Below are 21899 nucleotides of genomic sequence, written 5' to 3'. Positions count from 1 at the left end.
GTGACCCGGCGTCGTGCTGTCCTGGGGACGATGACCGAAAGGCTGGACCGTGCTGCGTGACGTACTGACCCCGTCGGAGTGGACCCGCCGCGGCGTGCTCATCACGGTTGCCGTGGTCCTCGGCCTGACCTTCGTGTGGATGGCGTTCCAGGCCACGCTCGCGACCCTGTCCCTCTCCAAGGCCGCCGACCAGTCGGACGTCCTGCGCACGGCTCTGATCTCGGGTGACCAGGAGACCGCGGAGGCGGCGCTCGACCAGCTCACGGTCTTCGCCGACCGCGCTCACGACAACTCCAACGGTCCCCTGTGGTGGGTCGCGGGGCACCTGCCGATCGTCGGCGACGAGGCGCAGGCGATCAGCACGATCTCGTCCGGCCTGTCGGTCGCGGTCAACGACGCGCTCCCGCCCCTCATGGACGTCGCGGGCCAGCTCGAGGCCGACAACTTCACGGTCCGCGACAGCGTCATCGATCCCACGCTGTTCACCTCGATCGCTCCGGCGCTCTCGGAGAGCTCGGACGCCTACCGGGCCGTCATCGACGAGGTCGGCGACCTGGACACCAGCGGCCTGTTCGGCCGTCTGCGGCGTCCGGTCGTGACCGCGCAGAACCAGCTGCTCGAGGTCGGCACCGTGCTCGACACCGCGGCTCGCGCCTCCGACGTGCTGCCGCAGGTCCTCGGTGCCGACGGCCCTCGCACGTACCTCGTCGCGGTGCAGAGCAACGCCGAGATCCGGCCCCTGGGCGGTGTCCCGGGCACCTGGCTGCTCGTGCAGGCCGACGGCGGACGGATCTCGATCCTGGAGACCGGCTCGTCGAGCGACCTGCCGCCGCTGCCCTCGGCGGCAGCCCCGCTCACGACCCAGGAGCTCGCGCTCTACGGCACGACGATCGGCACGGACTTCCGCAACTCGATGCTGAACCCGCACTACCCGCGCTCGGCCGAGCTGGCCTCGGCGATCTTCGCGGCGAACCGCGGCGTCCTGGTCGACGGCGTGGTCTCGGTGGATCCGGTCACCCTGGCCTACCTCCTGGTCGGCACCGGCCCGATCCAGGCGAGCGACGGGTCGGTCCTGACGCCCGAGAACGCCGTCGACGTCCTGCTGAACCAGTCGTACGTCAACTACCCCGACGGTGCGAGCCAGAACGCCTTCTTCGAGAGCACGGCCCGTGCGGTCTTCGACGTCTTCACGGCGGGACAGGGCGACCCGTCGACCGTCCTGCGCGGCCTCGCGACCGCCGCGGGCGAGCGTCGGGTCCTGGTGTGGTTCCGCGACGAGGGCCTCGAGAAGGAGCTGGGCGACGACGTCGTCGCCGGCCGCTTCGACCCCGACACCGACGTCCCCTCCGTGGGCGTCTTCCTGTCCGACCGCACCGAGGCCAAGCTCGAGTACTACCTCTCGAGCACGACGACGGTCAGCTCGGCGAGCTGCCAGGACGACGAGCAGGAGCTCTCGGTGCGCACGCAGCTGCGCTCGACGGTCCCCACGGACCCCTCCGGACTGCCGCTGTCGGTCCTCGGCCTGGCGCCGTACGCCCCGCCGGGCACCATGGTGGTGCGCGTCCGCGCCTACACGCCGTCCGGCGGCACGGTCGGGACCGTCACGGTCGACGGAGCCGAGGTCCCCCTCGAGACCCACGTCGAGGGCGACCGGATCGTCGCCTACGTCGAGGTGCAGCTCGCGCCGGGCGCCACCAGCGACGTCCGCGTCTCGATGACGGGTGGCGCCGGGCAGACCGCCGACGGCCGTCTGCTGACCACTCCGGGCATCAGCCCCGGTCAGAGCGACGTGGCGTTCCGCTCGTCCTGCTGACCGGCGTCAGCTGACCTCGTCGGCGCCCGGGAGCTGCTCGTCCGGGTAGGCCGTGATGTAGGTGCCAACCTGGTCGGCGGCGACGGCCTCCCAGAGCTCGGCCGACTGGTCCTCCTTGAGGATCACGACGTTGCCGATGCCGGAGACGTCCTGCGTCGTGGCGACCGGCGCGGTCATGAACGCGACGGTCTCGGAGCTCACTCCGCGCAGGGACAGTGCGAGCGATCGCAGGCTCGAGGGGTTCCAGTTCGAGTCGAGCGTCATGTTGTTCGACAGGGCCTCGAGCGTGTTCGAGAGCTTGATCGGGTTGGTCAGCGTGCCGCGCGAGAGCAGCTTGTTCATGACGCTGCGCAGGAAGTTCTGCTGGCGGGCGATGCGGTCGAAGTCGCCGCGCTTGAGGCCGTGGCGGGTGCGGACGTACGCGAGCGCCTCCTCGCCCTCCATGACCTTGGTGCCGGCCTCCCACGTGATGCCCTGCTGCGGATCGGTGAACGTCTCCGGGATCGTCACCTCGACGCCGCCGACGGCGGAGGTGATGTCCTTGAAGCCCTCCCAGTCGATGATCGCCAGGTGGTCGAGCTGGATGCCGGTCAGGGCCTGGACCGTCGCGATCGCGCCGGCGGGACCGTACTGCGAGAAGGCCGCGTTGATCTTCTGCTTGTTGCGCGGCTCGCCGTCCTCGTCGTAGATCGTCGTGTACGTGTCGCGCGGGATCGAGATGAGCTGCACGCCGGTGCGGTCGGCCGGGATGTGCACGATCATGAGGGTGTCGCTGCGGTACTTGCCCGACGGCCAGTTCTCGAGCGTCGCGTCCTCCTCGATCGAGGACCCGCCCTCGTCGTTCTCGGCCATGTCCGAGCCCAGGAGCAGCACGTTGAGCGCACGTCCCTCGTCGGGGTCGGGCTCGCCGGACTGGACCGTGCTGATGTCGACGCGGCCGAAGTTCGAGAGCTGCTTGTTCAGGTGGTAGGCATACGCTCCGACCGAGCTCAGCAGCAGGCCGACGATCGTCAGCAGGATGAGCAGCAGACGGCGGTGACGGCGGTGGAAGGGGAGCCCGCCCATGCGTCGTTTGCCGGCGTCGCGGTACTTGCGCGACGTCTCCCGACCTCCGGACATGCTGCTCTCTTCCACCTCGTCATGCCGGCGGCTGCGGGCACGTCGTCCTATTGTGCCGGGTCCGGCCCAATTTCCGCCGCCCAACCAGGATGTCGTGTCGGTCCTCACCGATGAGGAGCGTCACACGCCCGCCGGTAGGATTCGAGACATGGCCTTCGAGATCCCCGGTGACCTGCATCCGTCCCTGGTGCCGGTCGCGTGGCTCCTCGGCACGTGGCACGGCAACGGTCGCGGCGAGTACCCGACGATCGAGCCCTACTCGTTCGAGCAGGAGCTCGTGTTCGCGCACGACACCCGACCGTTCCTGCACTACTTCAGCCGCGCGTGGACGACCGACGACCAGGGCAACCGCACGGGCCCGGGCGCCCTCGAGACGGGCTTCCTGCGTCCGACCGACGACGGCATCGAGATGGTCCTCGCGCACCCCAGCGGTCACGCCGAGGTCTGGTACGGCGCGACCGACGGTCCGCGGCTGCAGCTCGCGACCGACCTGGTCGCCCGCACGGCGTCCGCCACCGAGTACACCGCCGGCCAGCGCCTCTACGGCCTGGTCGAGAGCCGCCTGATGTACGCCTACGACATGGCGGCCGAGGGCCACGAGATGCAGTCACACCTGTGGGGTCAGCTTGAGCGCGTCTGAGCCCCGCCGCTCGCCGCTCCTGGACCTGCCGGGTGCGGTCTTCGGCGACGCTCCGGACTCCGGGGTCGCGGCGCACTACGGCAGCATCGTCCACGAGCAGCGCCGCTTCGAGGCGGGCGGCACGTTCGTCGACCTGTCGCACCGCGACGTCCTGACGATCTCCGGCCCCGACCGGCTGACGTGGCTGCACGACTTGTCGACCCAGCACGTGCGCGACCTCGCGCCCGGTGTCACGACGTCGGCGCTGATCCTGTCGCCGCAAGGGCGCATCGAGCACGGCTTCGACCTGGTCGACGACGGCGAGACGGTCTGGGCGCACACCGAGCCCGGTGCCGCGGCGCCGCTCGTGGCGTGGCTAGACCGCATGCGCTTCATGTCGCGGGTCGAGGTCCGCGAGGTCACCGACGAGCAGGCGGTCATCGGCCTGCCGGGCCTGGCCTGGGAGCTGCGGCCGCGCGCCACGCTCACCGACCTGCCGGGCGAGCTCGGCGACCCGGTCGGCACGTGGGCCTGGGAGGCCGCGCGCATCGCCGACGGACGCGCCCGGGTGGGGCTCGACACCGACGAGCTCACGATCCCCAACGAGGCGGGCCTGCTCGACGTCGCGGTGCACCTCGACAAGGGCTGCTACCGCGGCCAGGAGACCGTCGCCCGGGTCCACACCCTGGGGCGGCCGCCGCGTCGGCTCACGCTGCTGCACCTCGACGGCTCGGTCGACCACCTCCCGGCCCGCGGGTCGGACGTCACCGCGGCCGACGGCCGTCGAGTCGGAGCCGTCGGCACCTCGGCGCGCCACCACGAGCTCGGCCCCATCGCGCTGGCGCTGCTCAAGCGGTCGGTCGATCTCGCCGCACCGCTGGAGGTCGACGGCGTCGCGGCCTCCCAGGAGGTCGTCGTCGATCCCGAGGTCGGGCTGCACGTCCGACCCTCGATGCGGGGCTGACGTGCAGCACCGCTTCGCCGTGCTGGCCGTCTGCACCGCCAACATCTGCCGGTCGCCCCTGATCGAGATGGTGCTGCGCGACCGGCTCGACCCGCAGCACTTCGAGGTGGCCAGCGCCGGCGTGCGGGGCTGGGTCGACAAGCCCATGGACGCGATGGCCGCGATGGAGCTCATGCGGCTCGGCCTCACGCCAGGCTCGTTCCGCTCGCACCCCATCGACGACTACTTCGTCGCGTCGGCCGGACTCATCCTGACCGCGACGACCGACCACCGGTCGTCGATCCTGGGCGGCTCGCCCGAGGCCCTGCGCCGCACCTTCACGCTGGTCGAGTTCGCCCAGCTCGCGGCGACCATCGAGGCCGACGACCCGGAGTCGCTCGTCGCCGAGGCCGCGCGGCTGCGCAGCCGCGCACGCGGCAGCCTCGACGTCGTCGACCCGTTCCGCCGCAAGCCGGCCGTCTACCGCACGGTCGCCGACCAGATCGACGAGGCGTGCACGACGATCTCGACCCGGCTCAACGCCCTGGTGGCCACCTCCGCCCCCTGAGGTTCGCCTGCCGCCCCCTGAGGTGCGAGGTACGAGCCTCGAAGGGGGTTCGTCGGCCACGGGTGGCGGGACGCCCTTCGAGGCTCCTCGTTCCTCGTCGCGCCTCAGGGCGCGGAAGACGTGCCGCCTTCGAGGTGTGCTGTTCAGCGGCGGCGGCGGGAGCCGGACTCGGTCTCGCGGGCGAAGAACTCCGGCCCGTAGCCGCTGCCGTAGCCGTAGCGCGAGGTCGAGCGCCGCGGCGTCATCGTGATGACGGTGCCGAGCACGCGGGCGCCGACGGCCTGCAGGCGCTCGGCGGCGCCCTTGAGCTCGTCGAGCCGCGTGCGGCCGTGCCGCACGACCACCAGGGCGCCGTCCGAGAGCGCCGCGAGGAGGGCACCGTCGGTGACGGCGAGCAGCGGCGGCGCGTCGATCAGGACGAGGTCGTAGCTCTCGGAGAGGTGCCCGACGAGGTTCAGCATCGCCTCGGTCTGCAGCAGCTCGGACGGGTTCGGCGGGAGCGTGCCGCTCGTCAGGACGTCGAGCCCGGCGGTGCGGGTGGGCTGCACGGCGGACTCGGGCGAGACCCGGCCGACCAGGGCGGTCGTGAGGCCGACCGTGCGCTCCAGGCCGAACATGGCGTCGAGGCGCGGCTTGCGCAGGTCGCCGTCGATCAGCAGGACGCGGCGGCCCGTCTCGGCCAGGGCGATCGCGAGCGACGACGAGGTCGTGGACTTGCCCTCGCCCGGCAGGGCGCTGGTGATCGTGATGACCTGCTGCGGGGAGTCGACGTCGAGGAACTGCAGGTTGGTGCGCAGGATCCGCATCGACTCGCGGCGGGGATGGTTCGACTCCAGCTGCGACAGCAGCGGGTGCTCGGACATGTCCGGGTCCTGGGCGACCGTTCCGAGGACCGGTGCATCGGTCAGGGACTTGGCGTCGTCGGCCGTGCCGACGCCCGGCGGGGCGCCGGAGCGCGCCAGGGCCGTGACGGCGCCCACCAGGAGGCCCAGGACGGCGCCGACGAGCAGGTAGAGGGCCCAGTCGGGGCTCGTGGGGGAGTCGCTCGACGCGGGCGAGGACACGACCGTGGCGGTCAGGCCGGACTCGCCGGCGCGGTCCTCGATCCACCGGGTGAACGCGTCGACGACGGCCTCGGCACGATTGCGGGCCTGCTCCGGCGTGTCACCGTCGACCGCGAGGGCCACGACGTCCGATCCGTCCCGCACCTCGGCGGTCACGGGAGCCTCGACGCCCGCGCCCTCGGCGAGGTCGGTGCCCTCGAGCGTCGCGGCGTACGAGGCGACGACGCGGGCACCGGGGGAGGCCGGACCGTCGGCGCCGGTCTGCTGCACGAGCACCTCGGCGGTGCCCGTGTACTGCGGCGTCTGGAAGGTCACGGCGAGGGCGGCCAGGCCGATCCCGACGAGGGTCACGACGGCCACGATCGGCCACCGGCGCGTGATGGAGGCCAGGGTGTGACGCACGAGTCTTCCTCCCGATTGCGGTCCGGACTGGCCGAAACACTACGGTATGAAGATCCCGCCGGTGATGCGCTGATTGATGTTGGTGACGTTGCGCTGCACCGCGACCTCGCCGATCATCGGAGCAGCATGAGTTCCACCCCGTCCACCTTCGCCGACCTGGGCCTGTCGGCCGGGCTCGTGGAGGTGCTCTCCGACCTCGGGTACGAGACCCCCACCCCCATCCAGGCCCGGTCCATCCCCGAGCTCCTCGCCGGTCGCGACGTCGTCGGCCTGGCGCAGACCGGCACCGGCAAGACGGCCGCGTTCGCGCTGCCGATGCTCGACGGCCTCGACCCCGACCGCTCCGAGACGCAGGCCCTGATCCTGGCGCCCACCCGTGAGCTCGCGTTGCAGGTCGCCGACGCCGTCACGAGCTATGCCGCGAAGCTCCCCGGCATCCGCGTGCTCCCCGTCTACGGCGGCCAGGGCTACGCGGCGCAGCTGCGCGGCCTGGAGCGCGGCGCCCACGTCGTGGTCGGCACGCCCGGTCGCGTCATCGACCACCTGGAGCGCGGCAGCCTGGAGCTGTCGGGGCTCGACCACCTCGTGCTCGACGAGGCCGACGAGATGCTGACGATGGGCTTCGCCGAGGACGTCGAGCGCATCCTGCGCGACACCCCGGACGAGAAGCAGGTCGCACTGTTCTCGGCCACGATGCCGCCCGCGATCCGCCGTCTTGCCAAGAAGTACCTGGACGACCCGGTCGACGTCTCGATCGACGCCAGCATCCGGTCGACCTCGACCGTCAAGCAGCGCTGGATCGGCGTGCACCACCACGGCAAGTTCGACGCGCTGACCCGCCTCCTCGAGGTCGAGTCGGGCGACGGACTGCTGATCTTCGTGCGCACCAAGCAGTCCACCGAGGACCTGGCCGAGCGGCTGCGCGGTCGGGGCTTCGACGCCGCGGCCCTGAACGGCGACCTCGTCCAGGCCCAGCGCGAGCGCATCGTCGGGGGACTGAAGTCCGGGGCCATCGACATCGTCGTGGCCACCGACGTCGCCGCCCGCGGCCTCGACGTCGACCGCATCACGCACGTCATCAACTACGACATCCCGCACGACACCGAGGCCTACGTGCACCGCATCGGCCGCACGGGCCGCGCGGGCCGCAGCGGCGACGCGATCGTCTTCGTGACCCCGCGTGAGCGTCGCATGCTCTCGGCCCTCGAGAAGGTGTCGGGTCGCACGCTCGAGCAGATGTCGGTGCCCTCGCCGGACGAGGTCAACTCCCGTCGCGCCGAGAAGTTCACCGAGTCGATCACCGAGAGCCTCGGCGCGCCGCAGGTCAACGCCTTCCGCGCGCTCGTCGAGGGCTACGCCGCTGAGCACGGGGTCGACATGACCGACGTCGCCGCGGCCCTGGCCGTGCTGGGTGCCGACGACCCCAACTTCTTCCTGCGCCCCGAGGACGAGCAGCGCCACGAGCCGCGGGAGCGGCGCGAGCGCGCCCCCCGCGAGGAGGGCGACCGCGGTGACCGCGGCGGTGAGCGTGGCCGCCGGTTCGACTCGGCGGAGTCGGGCGACTGGACGCGGTACCGCCTCGCGGTGGGCAAGCGTCACAAGATCGGCCCGTCGGCGATCGTCGGTGCCCTGGCCAACGAGGGCGGACTGAAGCGGTCGGACTTCGGCAAGATCACGCTCGGCGCCGACCACGCGATCGTCGAGCTGACCTCCGGCCTGCCGGACGCGGTCTTCGAGGCCCTGCGCGACACCCGCATCTCGGGCAAGCTCATCGACCTGCGCCTCGACGACGGCCCGCCGCCGAACCGCAACCGTGGCGACGGGCCGCGTGGCGGCCGTCAGGGCGGGTACGCGGGACCTTCGTCCGGTGGTCCGCGCAAGCCGCGGCACTCGGCGCGCCGCGACTGACGGGCCTTTCGTCCCGCAGCAGGGCCGTCGACATACGATGGCGCCCATGCATCGGCTGCGGAACGCCTCGCGCGACTACGACTGGGGTTCCTCCGACGACATCCCGCACTTCCTCGGTGCCTCCCCGGACGGGAGGCCGCTCGCGGAGATCTGGATGGGCACCCACGAGCTCAGCCCCTCCGAGATCGAGGTGGAGGGCGAGACGTCGTCGCTGTCGGGCGTCGCGGGTCAGCTGCCCTACATGATGAAGATCCTGGCGGCGGGCCGTCCGCTGTCGCTGCAGGTGCACCCCAACGCGCAGCTCGCGCGGATCGGCTTCGAGGCCGAGAACGCCGCGGGAGTGCCGCTGGACGCCCCGCACCGCACGTACAAGGACCCGCGCCACAAGCCCGAGATGGCCTACGCGCTCACGACGTTCGACACGCTCGTGGGGTTCCGCCCCACGGCCGAGATCTTGCGGGTCCTCGACGGCCTCGACACCGAGGTCACGAGCCGCCTGGCCGAGGAGCTGCGCGCGAAGCCGGGCTTCGACGGCATCGTCCGCATCGTCGAGCAGCTGCTCCACGAGCCGCCGACGGCCGAGGAGATCACGGCGATCGTCGACGAGTGCCGACGCCTGGTGGCGCAGCACGTCGACGTCAAGCGGGCCTACGTCACGGTCCTGGAGGTCTTCGAGCACTTCCCGGGCGACTCCGGCCTGGTCCTGACGCTCCTGCTCAACCGCGTCACGCTGCAGCCGGGCGAGGCGGCGTTCCTGGGCGCCGGCATCATCCACGCCCACCTGCACGGCATGTGCCTGGAGGTCATGACCTCCTCGGACAACGTCCTGCGCGCCGGCCTGACGAGCAAGCACGTCGACCCCGAGGGGCTCGTGACGTGCCTCGAGCGCGGCATGTCGCGCCTGGCACGCATCACGCCGGAGGTCGTCGGCACCGAGACGGAGGTGTTCGCGCCCGACGTCGACGAGTTCGCCCTCGCTGTCACCCAGGTCGCGCTCACGGCGAGCGGTGTGGAGCTGTACGGCGCCGGGCGCCGCATCGCGCTGTGCACGGGTGGGCGGGTCGAGCTCGTCGCCGAGGGCGGCCAGCGCCTCCCGCTCGTGCGGGGTGACTCGGTGTTCCTCGAGGCCGCCGACGGCCGCGTGGAGGTCGTCGGTTCGGGCGAGGTCGCCGTGGCGTTCACGCCGGACGACGAGATCGCCGGCCGCCTCATCGATCTCGTCTGAGTCGCCCGCCCTTCGAGGCTCGCTCGTGCCTCGCTCGCACCTCAGGGCGCGGAGGGCTGACCGCCCCCTGAGGTGCGACGAAGGAGCCTCGAAGGGGGTTCCTCAGCGATGGGGTGACGTTTGGGTGGTGACGGTGTGCCCTTCGAGGCTCGCTCGTGCCTCGCTCGCACTGGGGGCGCGGAGGGCTGACCGCCCCCTGAGGTGCGACGAAGGAGCCTCGAAGGGGGTTCCTCAGCCCACGAAGCGCGCGCTCACTGCAGGTCGGCGCGGCCGAGCTCCTGGAGCGCGGCCGAGACCTCCTTGACGCGCTGGCTGTGCTCCCGCGTCGTGACGAGCAGGGCGTCCGCGGTGCGGGCGATCACCACGTCGTGCAGTCCGACGACCGCCACGGTCGTGTCGTCGCCGGAGATCACGAGCCCGTCGGCGTCGACGAAGATCGTGCCGGGGCTCGACGCGGCGCCCACGTCGGCGAGGGCCGCGAAGTCACCGATGTCGTCCCAGCCGAACCGGCCCGGCACGACCGCCATGCCGCCCTCGAGCGAGACGGGCTCGGCGATCGCGTGGTCGATCGCGATCTTGGTCAGCGTCGGCCAGATCCGGGCCAGCACGAGGTCCTGCTGGGCGGTCCGCCAGGACCGCGCGATCTCGCGCACGCCGTCGTGCAGGGTCGGCTGCAGGCGCGCCAGGTGGTCGAGCAGGACCGAGGCGCGGACGACGAACATGCCCGCGTTCCAGCTGAAGGCCCCGCTCGCGACGTACTCCTGCGCGGTCGGCAGGTCGGGCTTCTCGACGAAGCGTCGCACCGTGAGCGCGGCGGGCGCGCCGTCGACCTCCAGCGGGTCGCCGCCCTCGATGTAGCCGAACGCGGTCGACGGCGAGGCGGGCGTGATGCCGATCGTCACGAGCAGGCCCGTGCGGGCCGCGACGACCGCCTGGGCGACGGCGTCGGCGAAGGCGGCATGGTCGTCGATCACGTGGTCAGCGGCGAACGAGCCGATGATCGCGTCGGGATCGGTCTCGGCGATGATCGCCGCGGCGACCGCGATCGCCGGCATGGAGTCACGGGGCGACGGCTCGACGACCAGGTGCGAGAGGTCGGGCAGCTGCTCGCGCACGCCGCTCGTGTGGGCGATGCCGGTCACGACGTGGATGCGATCGGGACCCACGAGGTCCTCGAGCCGGTCCCACGTCTGCTGCAGCAGGGTGCGCCCGTCCCCGAGCAGGTCAAGCAGGAACTTGGGGCGGGCCTGCCGCGACAGCGGCCAGAGCCGGGTCCCGGAGCCGCCGGCGGGCACGATGGCGTGGAGGTCGTCCAGGGCAGGGCGCGAGGTCACGGTGGTCAGCGTAGTCGTGGGCGGCGGGCCCGGCCCCCGGATCGGCGACACGGTCCTAGGCTGGCGAGATGGACGTGCTGGTGGAGGTCGAGCGGTCGGGACTCGTCGAGAGTCGTCATCGGGGCGTGCTGGTGCACGTTGACGCGGCGGGGGAGGTCGACTGGGCCCTCGGCGACCCCGGCACCGTGATCTTCCCGAGGTCGGCGAACAAGCCGCTGCAGGCGCTCGCGATGCTCGAGGCCGGCCTGCCGCTGGACGGCGCCGAGCTCGCGATCGCGACGTCGAGCCACCACGGCGAGGTCTTCCAGCTCGACGTGGTCCGCGCGATCCTGGCGCGCGCCGGGCTCGACGAGTCCGCCCTGCAGACGCCCGCCTCCTGGCCCGACTCGCCCCACGAGCACGCCCGCGTCATCCGTGAGGGCGGTGGCAAGGCACCGATCCTGATGGACTGCTCGGGCAAGCACGCCGCGATGCTGCTGACGTGCGCCCGCCAGGGCTGGCCCATCGAGAGCTACCTCGACCCCGAGCACCCGCTGCAGCAGCAGGTCACGGAGGTCTTCACGCGCGAGACGGGCGCGCCTCCACCCGTCGTCGGGGTCGACGGGTGCGGCGCCCCGCTGCTGGCGACCACGGTGCTCGGGCTCGCCCGAGCGATCGGCCGCGTCGCGACCGGGGCGACGCCGGAGACCCGGCGGCTCGTGGACGCGATCACCGCCCATCCCACGCACGTCAGCGGCACGCGCAGCACCGAGCGGCACTTCATCACAGGACTCCCGGGCGCGATCGCCAAGACGGCCGCCGAGAGCACGATGGTCGTCGGCTGGCCCGACGGCTCGGCGCTGGTCGGCAAGATCGAGGACGGGGGAGCGCGCGCGCTCACGGTGGCGATGTCACGCGCGGTCGAGCTGCTCGGTGGACCCGTCGTGCTGCCCGAGCCGAGGCCGGCCGTGCTCGGCGGTGGACGCCCGGTCGGCGAGGTCCGCCCCGCGTTCTGACGCCCGACGGGCATCGCCGCAGGTCAGAGGCCTGGCCACCGCTCCATTTGCTGTGACTCACGTCGCTCGCCGCTCTGCTTGCACTTGCTAACTTTTGCAAGCATGCTGGAGGCATGGCGAAGCTGACCTCGACCGACGGCGTGACTGGCGTCGTCAAGGACACGGTCAAGGACACCGTGGGGGGACTCGGCGAGTACCTCCGCGAGCAGCGTCGCCAGGCCCAGCTCTCGTTGCGTCAGCTGGCCGAGGAGTCGGACGTCTCGAATCCGTACCTCAGCCAGATCGAACGAGGCCTGCGTCGTCCGTCGGCAGAGGTGTTGCAGCAGATCGCGAAAGCACTGCGCATCTCGGCCGAGTCGCTCTACGTACGCGCGGGAATTCTCGACGTGGACCGGAGCGGACCTCGGATGGTCGAGGACGCCATCGCCCTCGACCCACGGCTGACCGAGCGACAGAAGTCGACCCTGCTCGACATCTACCGCTCGTTCGTCGGCGCCGACGTCGCCACGGGCGACGAGCTGGCGCTGGAGCTGTCCGAACAGACCGAGGGGCAGCCCGAGGTACAGACCGAGAACACCAACGTCCAGGAGGACACCGCACCATGAGCATCACCGATTCCGTGAACACCCGCATCAAGGCCATCGCCAAGGACGTCAAGTCCCTGACCGACGAGCTGGCGAAGATCGACGTCAGCGAGCTGCAGGGCAAGGCCAAGACCTCCGCCGCCGGCGCCTACGCCGACCTGGCCAAGCGCGCCGAGGAGCTCGTCGCCGCTGCCAAGTCCGTCACCGCCGACGACGTCCGTTCGGCCGTCAAGGTCTACACCGACAAGGCCGAGGAGACCGTCTCGGAGACCGTCGCCAAGGTGACCAAGAAGGCCCCCGCCAAGAAGGCCCCGGCGAAGACCGCGCCGGCCGCCACCAAGGCCCCGGCCAAGAAGGCGCCCGCGAAGACCGCGCCGGCCGCCAAGAAGGCCCCGGCCAAGGCGACCGCCACGAAGGCCGCGCCGGCCAAGAAGGCCCCGGCGAAGAAGGCTCCTGCCAAGAAGACGACCACCGCCAAGAAGGCGCCCGCTGCCAAGAAGGCTCCGGCTGCCAAGAAGGCTCCGGCCACGAAGGCGCCCGCGACGAAGGCCCCGGCGACCAACGCCTGAGTCCCCTCGCACACGCCACGGGCGGACCGACATCCCACTCTCGGGGATGTCGGTCCGCCCGTGGTCGTTACGCTGCTCCCGTGTTCGAACTCGGCTCCCTGCAGTCCACGATCGCCCTCCTGCTGACGATCGTGCTGTTCGTCGTCAAGGCCTTCGCCCTCGGCGACTGCGTCGCCCGCCGTGCGGGGGACTTCGCGGGCGCTGACACGCTCTCGAAGAACGCGTGGCTCCTGATCCTCGGCATCGCCGTCGCGGCGCACCTGATCTGGTGGAACCCGCTGTCGCTGCTGAACCTCGTCGGCACGGTCGCCGCGCTGGTCTACCTGGCCCAGATCAGGGGCTCGTCCCGCTCCTGGTGAGCCCCTGACCGTGGCCGTCAGAGCGTGAAGCCCGCGAACAGGATCGAGGCGAGCGCGAGCGCCAGGCCGATGTTGACCAGGGTTGCTGCGGCGAACACCCCGACCGGACGCCAGCCGGCCTCGCGCAGCGAGGTGACCTTGAACTCCAGCCCGATCGAGACGAACGCCAGCGTCAGGAAGCTGTCGCGGAAGACCTTGATCGTGCTCTCGAACTGCTCGAGGTTCGCTGCCGAGGCCTGCTCCGCGTAGACGGTGGCCAGCACCGACGCCGCCAGGAACCCCAGCACGAACTTCGGGAACCGGTGCCACAGCTCGATCGCCTTCGGGGCGCCCTCGCTGCTGCGCTCGACCTTGAACGCGAACCAGGCGGTCAGGCCGACCGCCACGAACCCGATCAGGGCGTTCTGCGTCAGCTTGACGATCGAGGCGATCTGGAGCGGCTCCTCGCCGGCGATCGAGCCGGCGGCGGTCACCGCGGCCGTCGTGTCGATGTTGCCGCCCAGCCAGGCTCCCGTGACCGAGGGCGACAGGCCCAGCAGGTCGGCGAGCCACGGCAGGACGAAGATCGACGGCAGCGCGAACAGGATCACCAGGCTCGCGGTGTACGCGAGCTGCTCCCGCTTCGCGCGCACGGCGCCGGCCGCCGCGATCGCTGCGCTCACGCCACAGATCGACACGGCCGACGCGAGGAGTGCTCGCAGCTTGTCGTCGAGCCCGAGCTTTCCCGCGAACCACCAGGTGAACGCGAAGACGCCCGTGATGAGCAGCAGGCCCTGCAGGATCGCCGGTCCTGCGGCGCGGACGATGACCGAGAGCAGGACCGTCGCGCCGAGCACGACGAGTCCGGTCTTGATGAAGAACTCGGTGCGGAAGCCCACCGCGATGCGGTCGCGGACGCCGGTCAGGGCCAGCACCGCGTTGAGCAGCAGGCCGATCGCGATCGCGTACACGGGGTACTCGACGGCGGCGCCGAGCTCGGCCGCTCCGCCGTCGGCGGTCCACTCCGGCACGTTGACGGCCAGGTAGCGCGCCAGGACGCCACCCACGACGACGGCGACGAGCCCCGCGAGGAACGCCCCGGTCCAGAGCCCCCGGTTCAGGCTGACGACGGAGTCCTCGAGCGGGCCCTGCTCCGTCGCCCGGCGCTCGCTCACAGCGCCGCCCCCGTGTCAGAAAGAGCGCGACCATACGGGAGCGGCGCTGCTTCGTGTCCTCGGTTCTCTCGCTGGCGCTCGCTCACAGCGGGATCCAGTCGGCGGTGATGACGCCGGCCGCGGCGAGCGCGACGACGGCGAGGCCGGCGATCGTGGCCAGCCAGTCCTCCGAGAGGGCGAAGCGGCGCGCGTCGTCGACGTCGGCGGACGGCGGGGTGATGGGTTCGGACATGAGAGTGCCTCCGATGGGGTTCGTGTCGTGCCACCGTGGCAGCGCTCGGCGACGCCTCATCGACATCTCGTCCTGCAAGACCGCGCAGCGGCCACCGGAGTTCCGGGGTATCCGCGACGGGGGTCAGACGGCCGGGCCGGACTCGCGCCGCGCGCCGAGGCGCGGCGGGTGCATCCACCGTGTCGCGACCATGAGCGCCGTGGCGACGTCGGAGTCGTCCGGGCCGATCCCGTGCGTGCCCGTGGCGAGGGCGGCGAGGAGGCGTGCGGTCCGGTGCGGGTCGAGCTCGGAGTCGACCGTGCCGTCCGAGATCGCGGCGCTGACGAGCGGCTCGAACGCGGACGCGTCCACCGGCGCGCCGCCGACCGCTCGCTCGAAGGCGCCGATCAGCGCGTCCCAGGCCGGAGTCACGTCGACAGTCTAGGTGGACCGACACGCCACCGGGCCTAGAACATCCGTTCGACTCCGGCCTATCATGGCGGCGTGTACTTCCAGGCGTCGCTGCTCGACCACGCCGAGGTCCCCACGCTCGGGACGCTCGGGCGCCGGGTGCAGCGCCGCGACCTCGGCGACGGGGCGTGGGTCGACGTCCGGCCCGGGTGGGTCGACGGCGCCGACCCGCTCTTCCTGACGCTGCAGACCACGGTGCGCTGGCGGGCCGAGCGTCGCGAGATGTACGAGTCGGTCGTGGACGTGCCGCGGCTCCTGGCCCACTTCGGGCCGGACCACACCTGGCCCGACCCGTCGCTGCAGGAGATGCGGCGGGCGCTCAACGGCCACTACGCCGACGAGCTGGGGGAGGAGTTCGTCTCGGCCGGGCTCTGCTACTACCGCGACGGCCGCGACAGCGTCGCCTGGCACGGCGACCGCATCGGGCGTGGTCGCGAGGAGGACACGATGGTCGCGATCGTCTCCCTCGGCGCCCCGCGCCGCCTCAGCCTGCGGCCGCGTGGTGGGGGCGAGGCGATCGGCTTCGTCGTCGGTCACGGCGACCTCCTGGTCATGGGCGGCAGCTGCCAGCGCACGTGGGACCACGCGGTGCTCAAGACCTCCAAGCCGGTCGGGCCCCGCATCTCGGTCCAGCTCCGCCCCCGCGGCGTGCTCTGAGCCGTCGGTCGGGAGCGTCACACCCGCTCAGCGGGCCGCAGGCGCCCGGCGAGGCGAGGATGAGGAGGTGACGAAGCTCGACCCGCACCCGCCCGTGCTCTCCGGACCCCGGATCATGCGCCAGACGTGGGACCAGCTGGTCTACGTGCACTGGGCGGTCGATCCGGACCGGGTCGCGCCGCTGCTGCCCCGCGGCACCCGGCCCGACGTGCTGGGCGGATCGACCTACGTCGGCCTCGTCCCGTTCGTCATGCGGCGCGCCGGCCTCGGCCGGGGGCCGGCGATCCCCTGGCTGGGCGACTTCCTCGAGACCAACGTGCGGCTGTACTCGGTCGACGACCAGGGGCGCCACGGGGTCGTGTTCCGGTCGCTCGAGGCGGATCGTCTGCTGGTCAGCCTCGCCGCCCGTCTCGCCTTCGCCACCCCGTACACGTGGGCCCGGATGTCGATGGTGAGCGACGGTGACGTGCTCGACTTCCGCACCCACCGACGCTGGCCGTCGCCGCGTGGCGCCGGGGGCCGGCTCGTGGTGCGTCGGGGACCGGTGATCGACGACCCTGACGACCTCTCGGTCTTCCTCTCGGCGCGCTTCGGACTGCACACCCGCCACCTCGGGCGGACCTGGTGGGTGCCGAACACGCACGCACCGTGGGTGCTGCGGGAGGGCGAGCTGCTGGCACTGGACGACAGCCTCGTGGCCGCCGCCGGCCTGCCCGGCGTCGTCGGCGACCCGCCCGTCTCGGTCCTCACGACCGACCCCGTGCACACGTCGTTCGGCCTGCCCCGCCTCGTGCGCCCGTCGACCCCATGACGTCGGGCCAGCCCGACACCGGATCGTCCGGTTCACCGGCTCCTGCGCACTGCCGCTCGCTCGTAGCGTCGTCGGCATGATCGAGACTGAGACCATGCAGCTGTCCGCGAGCGAGTCCGAGGTCCGCCGGCCCGGCGTCATCCGGCGTCTCGCGGCCGACACGGGCTACGCCCTGACCGCGTTGCCGATCGTGATCGTCTCCTTCAGCCTCGTGCTGACCGGGGTCGTCGCGGGCGTCTCGCTGGCCTGGATGGTCCTGGGCCTGCCGGTCCTCGCGGCGACGGCCTTCGCGGCCCGCGGCTTCGCGCACCTCGAACGGGTCCGCCTGCGCTCGATGCTCGGCCGCGAGGCGCCCACGCCGGAGTACCTGACGAGCCGGCCGGGCGACGGCTGGCTGCGCCGCGTGACGGCCTCGCTGCGCGACCCGCAGTCGTGGCTCGACATCGCGTGGTCGCTGCTCGCGTTCGCGACCGGGCTGTTCGCCGGTGTCCTGGCGATCTCGTGGTGGGCCGTCGTGCTGAACGGCGCCACGTACTGGTTCTGGCAGCAGTGGCTGCCCGACGGACCCGACCAGCAGGGTCTGGCCGAGCTGATCGGCCTGGGCGACTCGCGGGCCGCCGAGATCTGGCTGAACACCGCGTTCGGGGTCGTGGCGCTGCTGCTCGCCCCGCTCGTGATGCGGCTCGCCGCCCTGGTGCACGCAAGCCTGGCCGATGTCATGCTCAGCAGCCGCGCGAGCCTGCAGGCCGAGGTGCGCCGGGCGACCGGAGGGCGCGACGCGGCCCGTGAGGGTGAGGCCGCCTCGCTGCGCCGGCTCGAGCGCGACATCCACGACGGGCCGCAGCAGCGCATGGTGCGTCTCGCGATGGACCTCGGCCGGGCCCGGCAGCAGATCGAGAACGACCCGGCCCTGGCCCGCGAGACGCTCGACGTGGCCTACGGGCACGCCCGCGAGGCGATCGACGAGCTCCGGGCGCTCTCGCGCGGCATCGCCCCGCCGCTGCTGGTCGATCGTGGACTCGGCCCGGCGCTCGAGGAGCTCGTCGCCCGGCACGACGAGACCGTCACGCTGCGGCTCGAGGCCGACACGCTGCACGGCCTCGCCCCGCACGTCGAGACCTGCCTGTACTTCGTCGTGGCCGAGGCGATGACGAATGTGGCCAAGCACGCCAGCGCCTTCCGCGTCGAGGTCGCGGTCGGCGTCGCCGACGGGCGCGCCGTGGCCCAGGTCAGTGACGACGGCGTCGGCGGGGCCCACCCGGGCAAGGGCACCGGTCTGGCGGGCCTGGAGCAGCGGGTGCAGGGGCTGGGCGGCACACTGACGGTGACCTCGCCGATGAACGGGCCGACCGTCGTGCGGGCCGAGGTCCCCACGGCCGGATGATCCGGGGGCGTCGAACAGGGAGGGCCACATGTCGCTGCGCATCGTCGTCGCCGACGACTCCGTGCTGCTGCGCGAGGGTCTTCAGCTGATCCTCGCCGAGGCGGGGCACCAGGTCGTCGCGGGCGTGGGCGACGGGCCGTCTCTCGTGGCCGCGCACGCCGAGCACCGGCCCGACCTGTGTCTCGTCGACGTCCGCATGCCGCCGACCCACACCGACGAGGGCCTGCGGGCCGCGGTGCAGGTGCGGCGGGCCACGCCGGAGGCTCGCATCCTGGTCCTGAGCCAGTACGTCGAGGTCTCCTACGCCGAGGAGCTGCTCGCGACGGGCGACGGCGGCGTCGGCTACCTGCTGAAGGACCGCGTCAGCGAGCTCGCCGGGTTCCTCGACGCGGTCGCGTCCGTCGCGGGCGGCGGCACGGTGCTCGACCCCCAGGTCGTGGGCCAGCTCATGCGCCGCCGCCGTGACCCGCTGGAGCAGCTCACGCCGCGCGAGCGCGACGTGCTGGCCGCGATGGCCGAGGGCCTCTCGAACGCCGCTGTCGCCGCCCGCCTCCACGTCACGGAGGGCGGCGTCGAGAAGCACACGCAACGGATCTTCGCCAAGCTCGGCCTCCACGCCGACGACGGACAGCATCGTCGCGTCAAGGCCGTGCTCGCCTTCCTCAGGTGACCCCGAGCAGCTGCTCCTTGATCTCCGGCTTGACGACCTTGCCGACCTTGGAGCGCGGCAGGTCGTCCCACACGTGGACCTCCTTGGGCGTCTTGACGCTCCCGATGCGCTCCTTGACGAACGCGCGCAGCGCATCGCCGTCGATCGGCGTCCCCGGCTCGGCCTGCACGACCGCCACGACCCGCTCGCCCCACTTCTCGTCGGGCAGGCCGAGCACGGCGCAGTCGCGGACGCCGTCGAACGCCATGACCGCCTGCTCGACCTCCGTGGAGTACACGTTGAAGCCGCCGCTGATGATCATGTCCTTGGCGCGGTCGACGATGAACAGGTAGCCGTCGTCGTCGAGGTAGCCGATGTCGCCCGTGTGGTGCCAGCCGAACGCGGACGCCTCGGCCGTGGCCTCCGGGTTCCGGTAGTAGCCGGCCATCACCAGCGAGCTGCGCACGACGACCTCGCCGCGCTCCCCGCGCGCGAGCAGCGTGCCGTCCTCGTCCATGATCTCGACCGTCACGAGCGGCGCGGGCCGGCCGGCCGAGGCGAGCCGGCCGGTGGCGACCGAGCCGTCGGCCTCGAAGTGCTCCGCGGGTGGCAGCATCGAGATCATCATGGGCGCCTCGGTCTGCCCGAACAGCTGGCCCATGACGGGCCCGATCCGGCGCAACGACTCCTCGAGGCGGGTCACCGACATGGGAGCCGCGCCGTACCAGAAGCACTCCAGCGACGACAGGTCCGTGGCGTCGAGCCGGTCGCTCCCGAGGAGGGCGTAGATCAGCGTCGGCGGCATGAACGTGTGCGTGACGCGCCGGTGCTCCACGAGCTCCAGGAAGCGGTGCACGTCGGGGCTGCGCATGATGACGATCTCGCCGCCCAGGGCCAGGACCGGCAGGCACAGCACCCCGGCCGCGTGGGTCAGGGGCGCGATCGCGAGGTAGACGGGGCGGCGGCCGAAGGGGTAGCCGATCAACGTCATGCTGGTCATGGTCTCGAGGTTGGTCTCGGTCAGCAGGACGCCCTTCGGCTTCCCCGTGGTGCCGCCCGTGCCCACCAGCATCGCGACGCCCTCGGGCTCGCGCGCCTCGACGGCCTCGGCGGGCTCGAGGAACGTGTCCCAGTCGATCCCGCGGACCGGGCTGCCGTCGACGCACACGAAGGTGTGCACGCCCGGCAGGTCGTCGGCGATGCGGTCGACCAACGGCGCGAACGCCTCCTGGTAGATCAGCACCTCGCAGTCGAACGCCGACAGCAGGTCACGGTTCTCGGCCGCCTCGTTGCGCGGGTTGATGGGGCACCAGACGGCGCCGGCCAGGCTGATGCCGAAGACGCACGAGAACGACGTGGGGTCGTTGGCCGAGAGGATCGCGACCTTGCCGCCGGGGCGCACGCCCTGGGCGGCGAGGGCGGCCGCGATCCGTGCCGCCAGCCCCTGGACCTCGCGGTAGGTCAAGGACCGGTCGTCCAGGGTGAGGCAGGGGGCCTCCGGGTCGACGGAGGCCCCCTTGTCGAGGTAGTCGACGAGTCGCATCGGTGCCTCAGGCGTGCACGGTCAGGCGCGGCTCGGCGACCAGGCCGAAGGCCCGCAGCACGCCGAGGAGCTCACGGTGCCCGAAGGCCTGGCAGCCGCTGGCGAAGCCGACCCGCAACGGCGGGGTCTGCAGCAGCGAGTAGGCGGCGTAGGCCTGGAGCAGGCCCGTCTGCTTGTAGTTGCTGTTGCCGTGGATCACGCAGTGCGCCCGGCCCAGCGGGCCGGAGGCGTGCACGGAGTCGAGCGACTTGTTGACCCGCGGGTTCTCCCGGGGCGGCATGACGTTCATGACCTGCAGGGCCGTCTCCGTCAGTGCCGCGTCGCGGTCCTCGGGCGACATGTCCTTGGTGGCCTCCAGCGCCGCCGCGACGATCTGCGGCACGCCGTGCATCAGCGCCGCGTTGAAGACGCCGCCCTGCGCCTTGCAGTTCGCGACGCGGGGGTCGCGCTTGAACCACACGGGGTGCGACGTGCCGCCCCACGGCAGCGACAGGGCCAGCTCGTGCTGCCCCGGCACCACGAGCGGCACCAGGCCGGCCTCGGGGTCGAACGGCACGTACTGGTTCTGCTCGAGGTACTGCGCGGCCGAGGTCGCGGCGTTGACCAGGATCGTCCGGGTGGACGCGATCGTGGGGCTGCCGCCCCAGAACACCGCGATGTCGAGCGTGTCGAGGCCGGGCGTCTCCAGGCACAGCTGGGCCGCGATCTCGCCCGTCGTGTACATCTGCGCGAGGCCCGGCGAGAGGAGGAGTCCGGCCGCGGCGAAGTCGGCGCCGTACGTCTCGTCGCACGTCACGAGCCAGTCCTGCTCGCCCGTCGTGTCGGTGTAGTGCGCGCCCGACGCGAGGCAGGCCTCGACGACCGCGGGGCCCAGCTCGCTGAACGGGCCGACCGTGTTGAGCACGACGTCCGCTCCCGCGAAGAGCCGCGTCAGCGACTCCACGTCGTGCTCGACCGCGACGACCTCGAAGTCGGCCGTCTCGACGCCGGCGACGTGGCTCGCCATCGACGTCGTGAGGGTCTCCTCGCTGCGTCCGGCCGCGATGAACGGCACGTTGTACTCGCGCAGGTACTCGCACACCAGCCGACCGGTGTAGCCCGACGCTCCGTAGACCACGACTCGCTTGTCCGACATGGCGCTCACATCCCCATCCCACCGTCGACGGGCAGTCCGGCACCCGTGATGAACCTCGCGGCGTCCGACGCGAGGAAGACCACCGCGTCCGCGATGTCCTCGACCTCGCCGAGACGTCCGGCGGGCGTGAGCTCGATGACCGCACCGACGGCGGCCTCGGGCGACTCGAACAGGCCGAGCTTCGCGACGTCGTTCGCCAGGCCGGCGCCCATCTCGGTCGGCACCAGGCCGGGGTAGACGCAGTTCACGCGGACGCCCGTGCCGAGCTTGCCGGCCTCCATCGCGGCGACGCGGGTCAGGCGGTCGACCGCCGACTTCGTGGCCGAGTAGACGGCGATGCCGGGGAAGGCGATCGTCGCGGCGACCGAGGCGACGTTGACGA

At 72.1% G+C, this 21899-nt stretch carries 23 protein-coding genes; 14 read left to right on the top strand and 9 right to left on the bottom strand.

From position 1 onward, the window contains the following. Positions 1-49 precede the first annotated feature (49 nt). Complete coding sequence (locus ABD127_RS07760) at positions 50-1813, top strand: DUF4012 domain-containing protein (protein WP_344199591.1); 1764 nt, start codon at positions 50-52, stop codon at positions 1811-1813. Between the two features lie 6 nt (positions 1814-1819). On the opposite strand, the gene ABD127_RS07755 is transcribed toward ABD127_RS07760, so the two are convergent. Continuing rightward, positions 1820-2932: an LCP family protein gene (locus tag ABD127_RS07755; RefSeq protein ID WP_344199588.1), complete on the bottom strand. Its 1113-nt coding sequence runs from the start codon at positions 2930-2932 to the stop codon at positions 1820-1822. Between the two features lie 148 nt (positions 2933-3080). Here ABD127_RS07755 and ABD127_RS07750 point away from each other — a divergent pair, with 148 nt between their 5' ends. The 3 genes from ABD127_RS07750 to ABD127_RS07740 are packed head-to-tail and all read left to right on the top strand — an operon-like array spanning position 3081 to position 5062. Continuing rightward, entirely contained in the window at positions 3081-3572 is a 492-nt protein-coding gene (locus ABD127_RS07750; RefSeq protein ID WP_344199585.1) for a heme-binding beta-barrel domain-containing protein, read from the top strand. Further along, complete coding sequence (gene ygfZ / locus ABD127_RS07745; protein ID WP_344199582.1) at positions 3559-4515, top strand: CAF17-like 4Fe-4S cluster assembly/insertion protein YgfZ; 957 nt, start codon at positions 3559-3561, stop codon at positions 4513-4515. The genes ABD127_RS07750 and ygfZ overlap by 14 nt, the downstream gene beginning before the upstream one ends. 1 nt (position 4516) lies before the next feature. After that, positions 4517-5062 (top strand): arsenate reductase/protein-tyrosine-phosphatase family protein, encoded by a 546-nt coding sequence (locus ABD127_RS07740; RefSeq protein WP_344199579.1) that lies wholly within the window; start codon positions 4517-4519, stop codon positions 5060-5062. Between the two features lie 143 nt (positions 5063-5205). Here ABD127_RS07740 and ABD127_RS07735 read toward each other — a convergent pair whose 3' ends face one another. Next, positions 5206-6528: a tyrosine-protein kinase domain-containing protein gene (locus ABD127_RS07735; protein WP_344199576.1), complete on the bottom strand. Its 1323-nt coding sequence runs from the start codon at positions 6526-6528 to the stop codon at positions 5206-5208. Between the two features lie 126 nt (positions 6529-6654). Between ABD127_RS07735 and ABD127_RS07730 the strand changes: the two genes are divergently transcribed. Together ABD127_RS07730 and manA are read left to right on the top strand one after the other, a co-directional pair. After that, positions 6655-8436: a DEAD/DEAH box helicase gene (locus ABD127_RS07730; protein WP_344199573.1), complete on the top strand. Its 1782-nt coding sequence runs from the start codon at positions 6655-6657 to the stop codon at positions 8434-8436. A gap of 46 nt (positions 8437-8482) precedes the next feature. Next, the gene (gene manA, locus ABD127_RS07725; protein WP_344199571.1) at positions 8483-9661 is read left to right on the top strand and encodes a mannose-6-phosphate isomerase, class I; all 1179 of its coding nucleotides are present in this window, start codon (positions 8483-8485) and stop codon (positions 9659-9661) included. A 251-nt stretch (positions 9662-9912) separates the two neighbouring features. On the opposite strand, the gene ABD127_RS07720 is transcribed toward manA, so the two are convergent. Next, positions 9913-10995: a mannose-1-phosphate guanylyltransferase gene (locus ABD127_RS07720; protein ID WP_344199569.1), complete on the bottom strand. Its 1083-nt coding sequence runs from the start codon at positions 10993-10995 to the stop codon at positions 9913-9915. A 68-nt stretch (positions 10996-11063) separates the two neighbouring features. On the opposite strand from ABD127_RS07720, the gene ABD127_RS07715 reads away from it, so the two are divergent. From ABD127_RS07715 to ABD127_RS07700, 4 genes are all read left to right on the top strand, one after another. Further along, positions 11064-11990: an asparaginase gene (locus tag ABD127_RS07715; protein WP_344199567.1), complete on the top strand. Its 927-nt coding sequence runs from the start codon at positions 11064-11066 to the stop codon at positions 11988-11990. A 113-nt stretch (positions 11991-12103) separates the two neighbouring features. Further along, positions 12104-12595 (top strand): helix-turn-helix domain-containing protein, encoded by a 492-nt coding sequence (locus tag ABD127_RS07710; RefSeq protein WP_344199564.1) that lies wholly within the window; start codon positions 12104-12106, stop codon positions 12593-12595. Beyond that, positions 12592-13143 (top strand): SH3 domain-containing protein, encoded by a 552-nt coding sequence (locus tag ABD127_RS07705; RefSeq protein ID WP_344199561.1) that lies wholly within the window; start codon positions 12592-12594, stop codon positions 13141-13143. Before ABD127_RS07710 ends, ABD127_RS07705 begins: the two co-directional genes overlap by 4 nt. Positions 13144-13223: 80 nt before the next feature. Further along, on the top strand, positions 13224-13502 hold the full coding sequence (locus ABD127_RS07700) for a DUF2516 family protein (protein WP_344199558.1): 279 nt from the start codon (positions 13224-13226) through the stop codon (positions 13500-13502). Between the two features lie 17 nt (positions 13503-13519). On the opposite strand, the gene ABD127_RS07695 is transcribed toward ABD127_RS07700, so the two are convergent. The 3 genes from ABD127_RS07695 to ABD127_RS07685 form a co-directional block, all read right to left on the bottom strand. After that, a complete protein-coding gene (locus tag ABD127_RS07695; protein WP_344199556.1) occupies positions 13520-14656 on the bottom strand; it encodes a YeiH family protein in 1137 nt (378 codons plus the stop codon). Positions 14657-14738: 82 nt separating this feature from the next. Beyond that, positions 14739-14888, bottom strand: a complete 150-nt coding sequence (locus ABD127_RS07690; RefSeq protein ID WP_344199553.1) for a hypothetical protein — start codon at positions 14886-14888, stop codon at positions 14739-14741. Positions 14889-15011: 123 nt separating this feature from the next. Then, the gene (locus tag ABD127_RS07685; protein WP_344199550.1) at positions 15012-15299 is read right to left on the bottom strand and encodes a hypothetical protein; all 288 of its coding nucleotides are present in this window, start codon (positions 15297-15299) and stop codon (positions 15012-15014) included. A 72-nt stretch (positions 15300-15371) separates the two neighbouring features. Between ABD127_RS07685 and ABD127_RS07680 the strand changes: the two genes are divergently transcribed. The 4 genes from ABD127_RS07680 (at position 15372) to ABD127_RS07665 (ending at position 18860) form a co-directional block, all read left to right on the top strand. After that, entirely contained in the window at positions 15372-15995 is a 624-nt protein-coding gene (locus ABD127_RS07680) for an alpha-ketoglutarate-dependent dioxygenase AlkB (protein WP_425545800.1), read from the top strand. A gap of 67 nt (positions 15996-16062) precedes the next feature. Beyond that, a complete protein-coding gene (locus ABD127_RS07675) occupies positions 16063-16806 on the top strand; it encodes a YqjF family protein (RefSeq protein ID WP_344199548.1) in 744 nt (247 codons plus the stop codon). Positions 16807-16882: 76 nt separating this feature from the next. Continuing rightward, positions 16883-18190 (top strand): sensor histidine kinase, encoded by a 1308-nt coding sequence (locus ABD127_RS07670; RefSeq protein WP_344199545.1) that lies wholly within the window; start codon positions 16883-16885, stop codon positions 18188-18190. Between the two features lie 34 nt (positions 18191-18224). Next, positions 18225-18860 carry a response regulator gene (locus ABD127_RS07665; RefSeq protein ID WP_344199678.1) on the top strand — a complete coding sequence of 212 codons (636 nt, stop codon included), beginning with the start codon at positions 18225-18227 and terminating at the stop codon, positions 18858-18860. Here the strand turns inward: ABD127_RS07665 and ABD127_RS07660 are convergent. The 3 genes from ABD127_RS07660 to ABD127_RS07650 all read right to left on the bottom strand — a co-directional run. Next, positions 18853-20382, bottom strand: a complete 1530-nt coding sequence (locus ABD127_RS07660; protein ID WP_344199542.1) for an AMP-binding protein — start codon at positions 20380-20382, stop codon at positions 18853-18855. The genes ABD127_RS07665 and ABD127_RS07660 overlap by 8 nt on opposite strands. Before the next feature lie 7 nt (positions 20383-20389). Continuing rightward, entirely contained in the window at positions 20390-21517 is a 1128-nt protein-coding gene (locus tag ABD127_RS07655) for a DUF5938 domain-containing protein (protein WP_344199539.1), read from the bottom strand. Between the two features lie 5 nt (positions 21518-21522). Then, on the bottom strand, positions 21523-21899 hold a 377-nt coding region (locus ABD127_RS07650), incomplete at its 5' end, for an SDR family NAD(P)-dependent oxidoreductase (RefSeq protein WP_344199537.1).

The organism is Aeromicrobium alkaliterrae (assembly GCF_039529015.1).
In the GTDB taxonomy this organism is placed as follows: Bacteria; Actinomycetota; Actinomycetes; order Propionibacteriales; family Nocardioidaceae; genus Aeromicrobium; species Aeromicrobium alkaliterrae.
The sequence above is the reverse complement of the archived record's forward strand: the minus strand, read 5'-3'. Positions and strand labels throughout refer to the sequence as shown.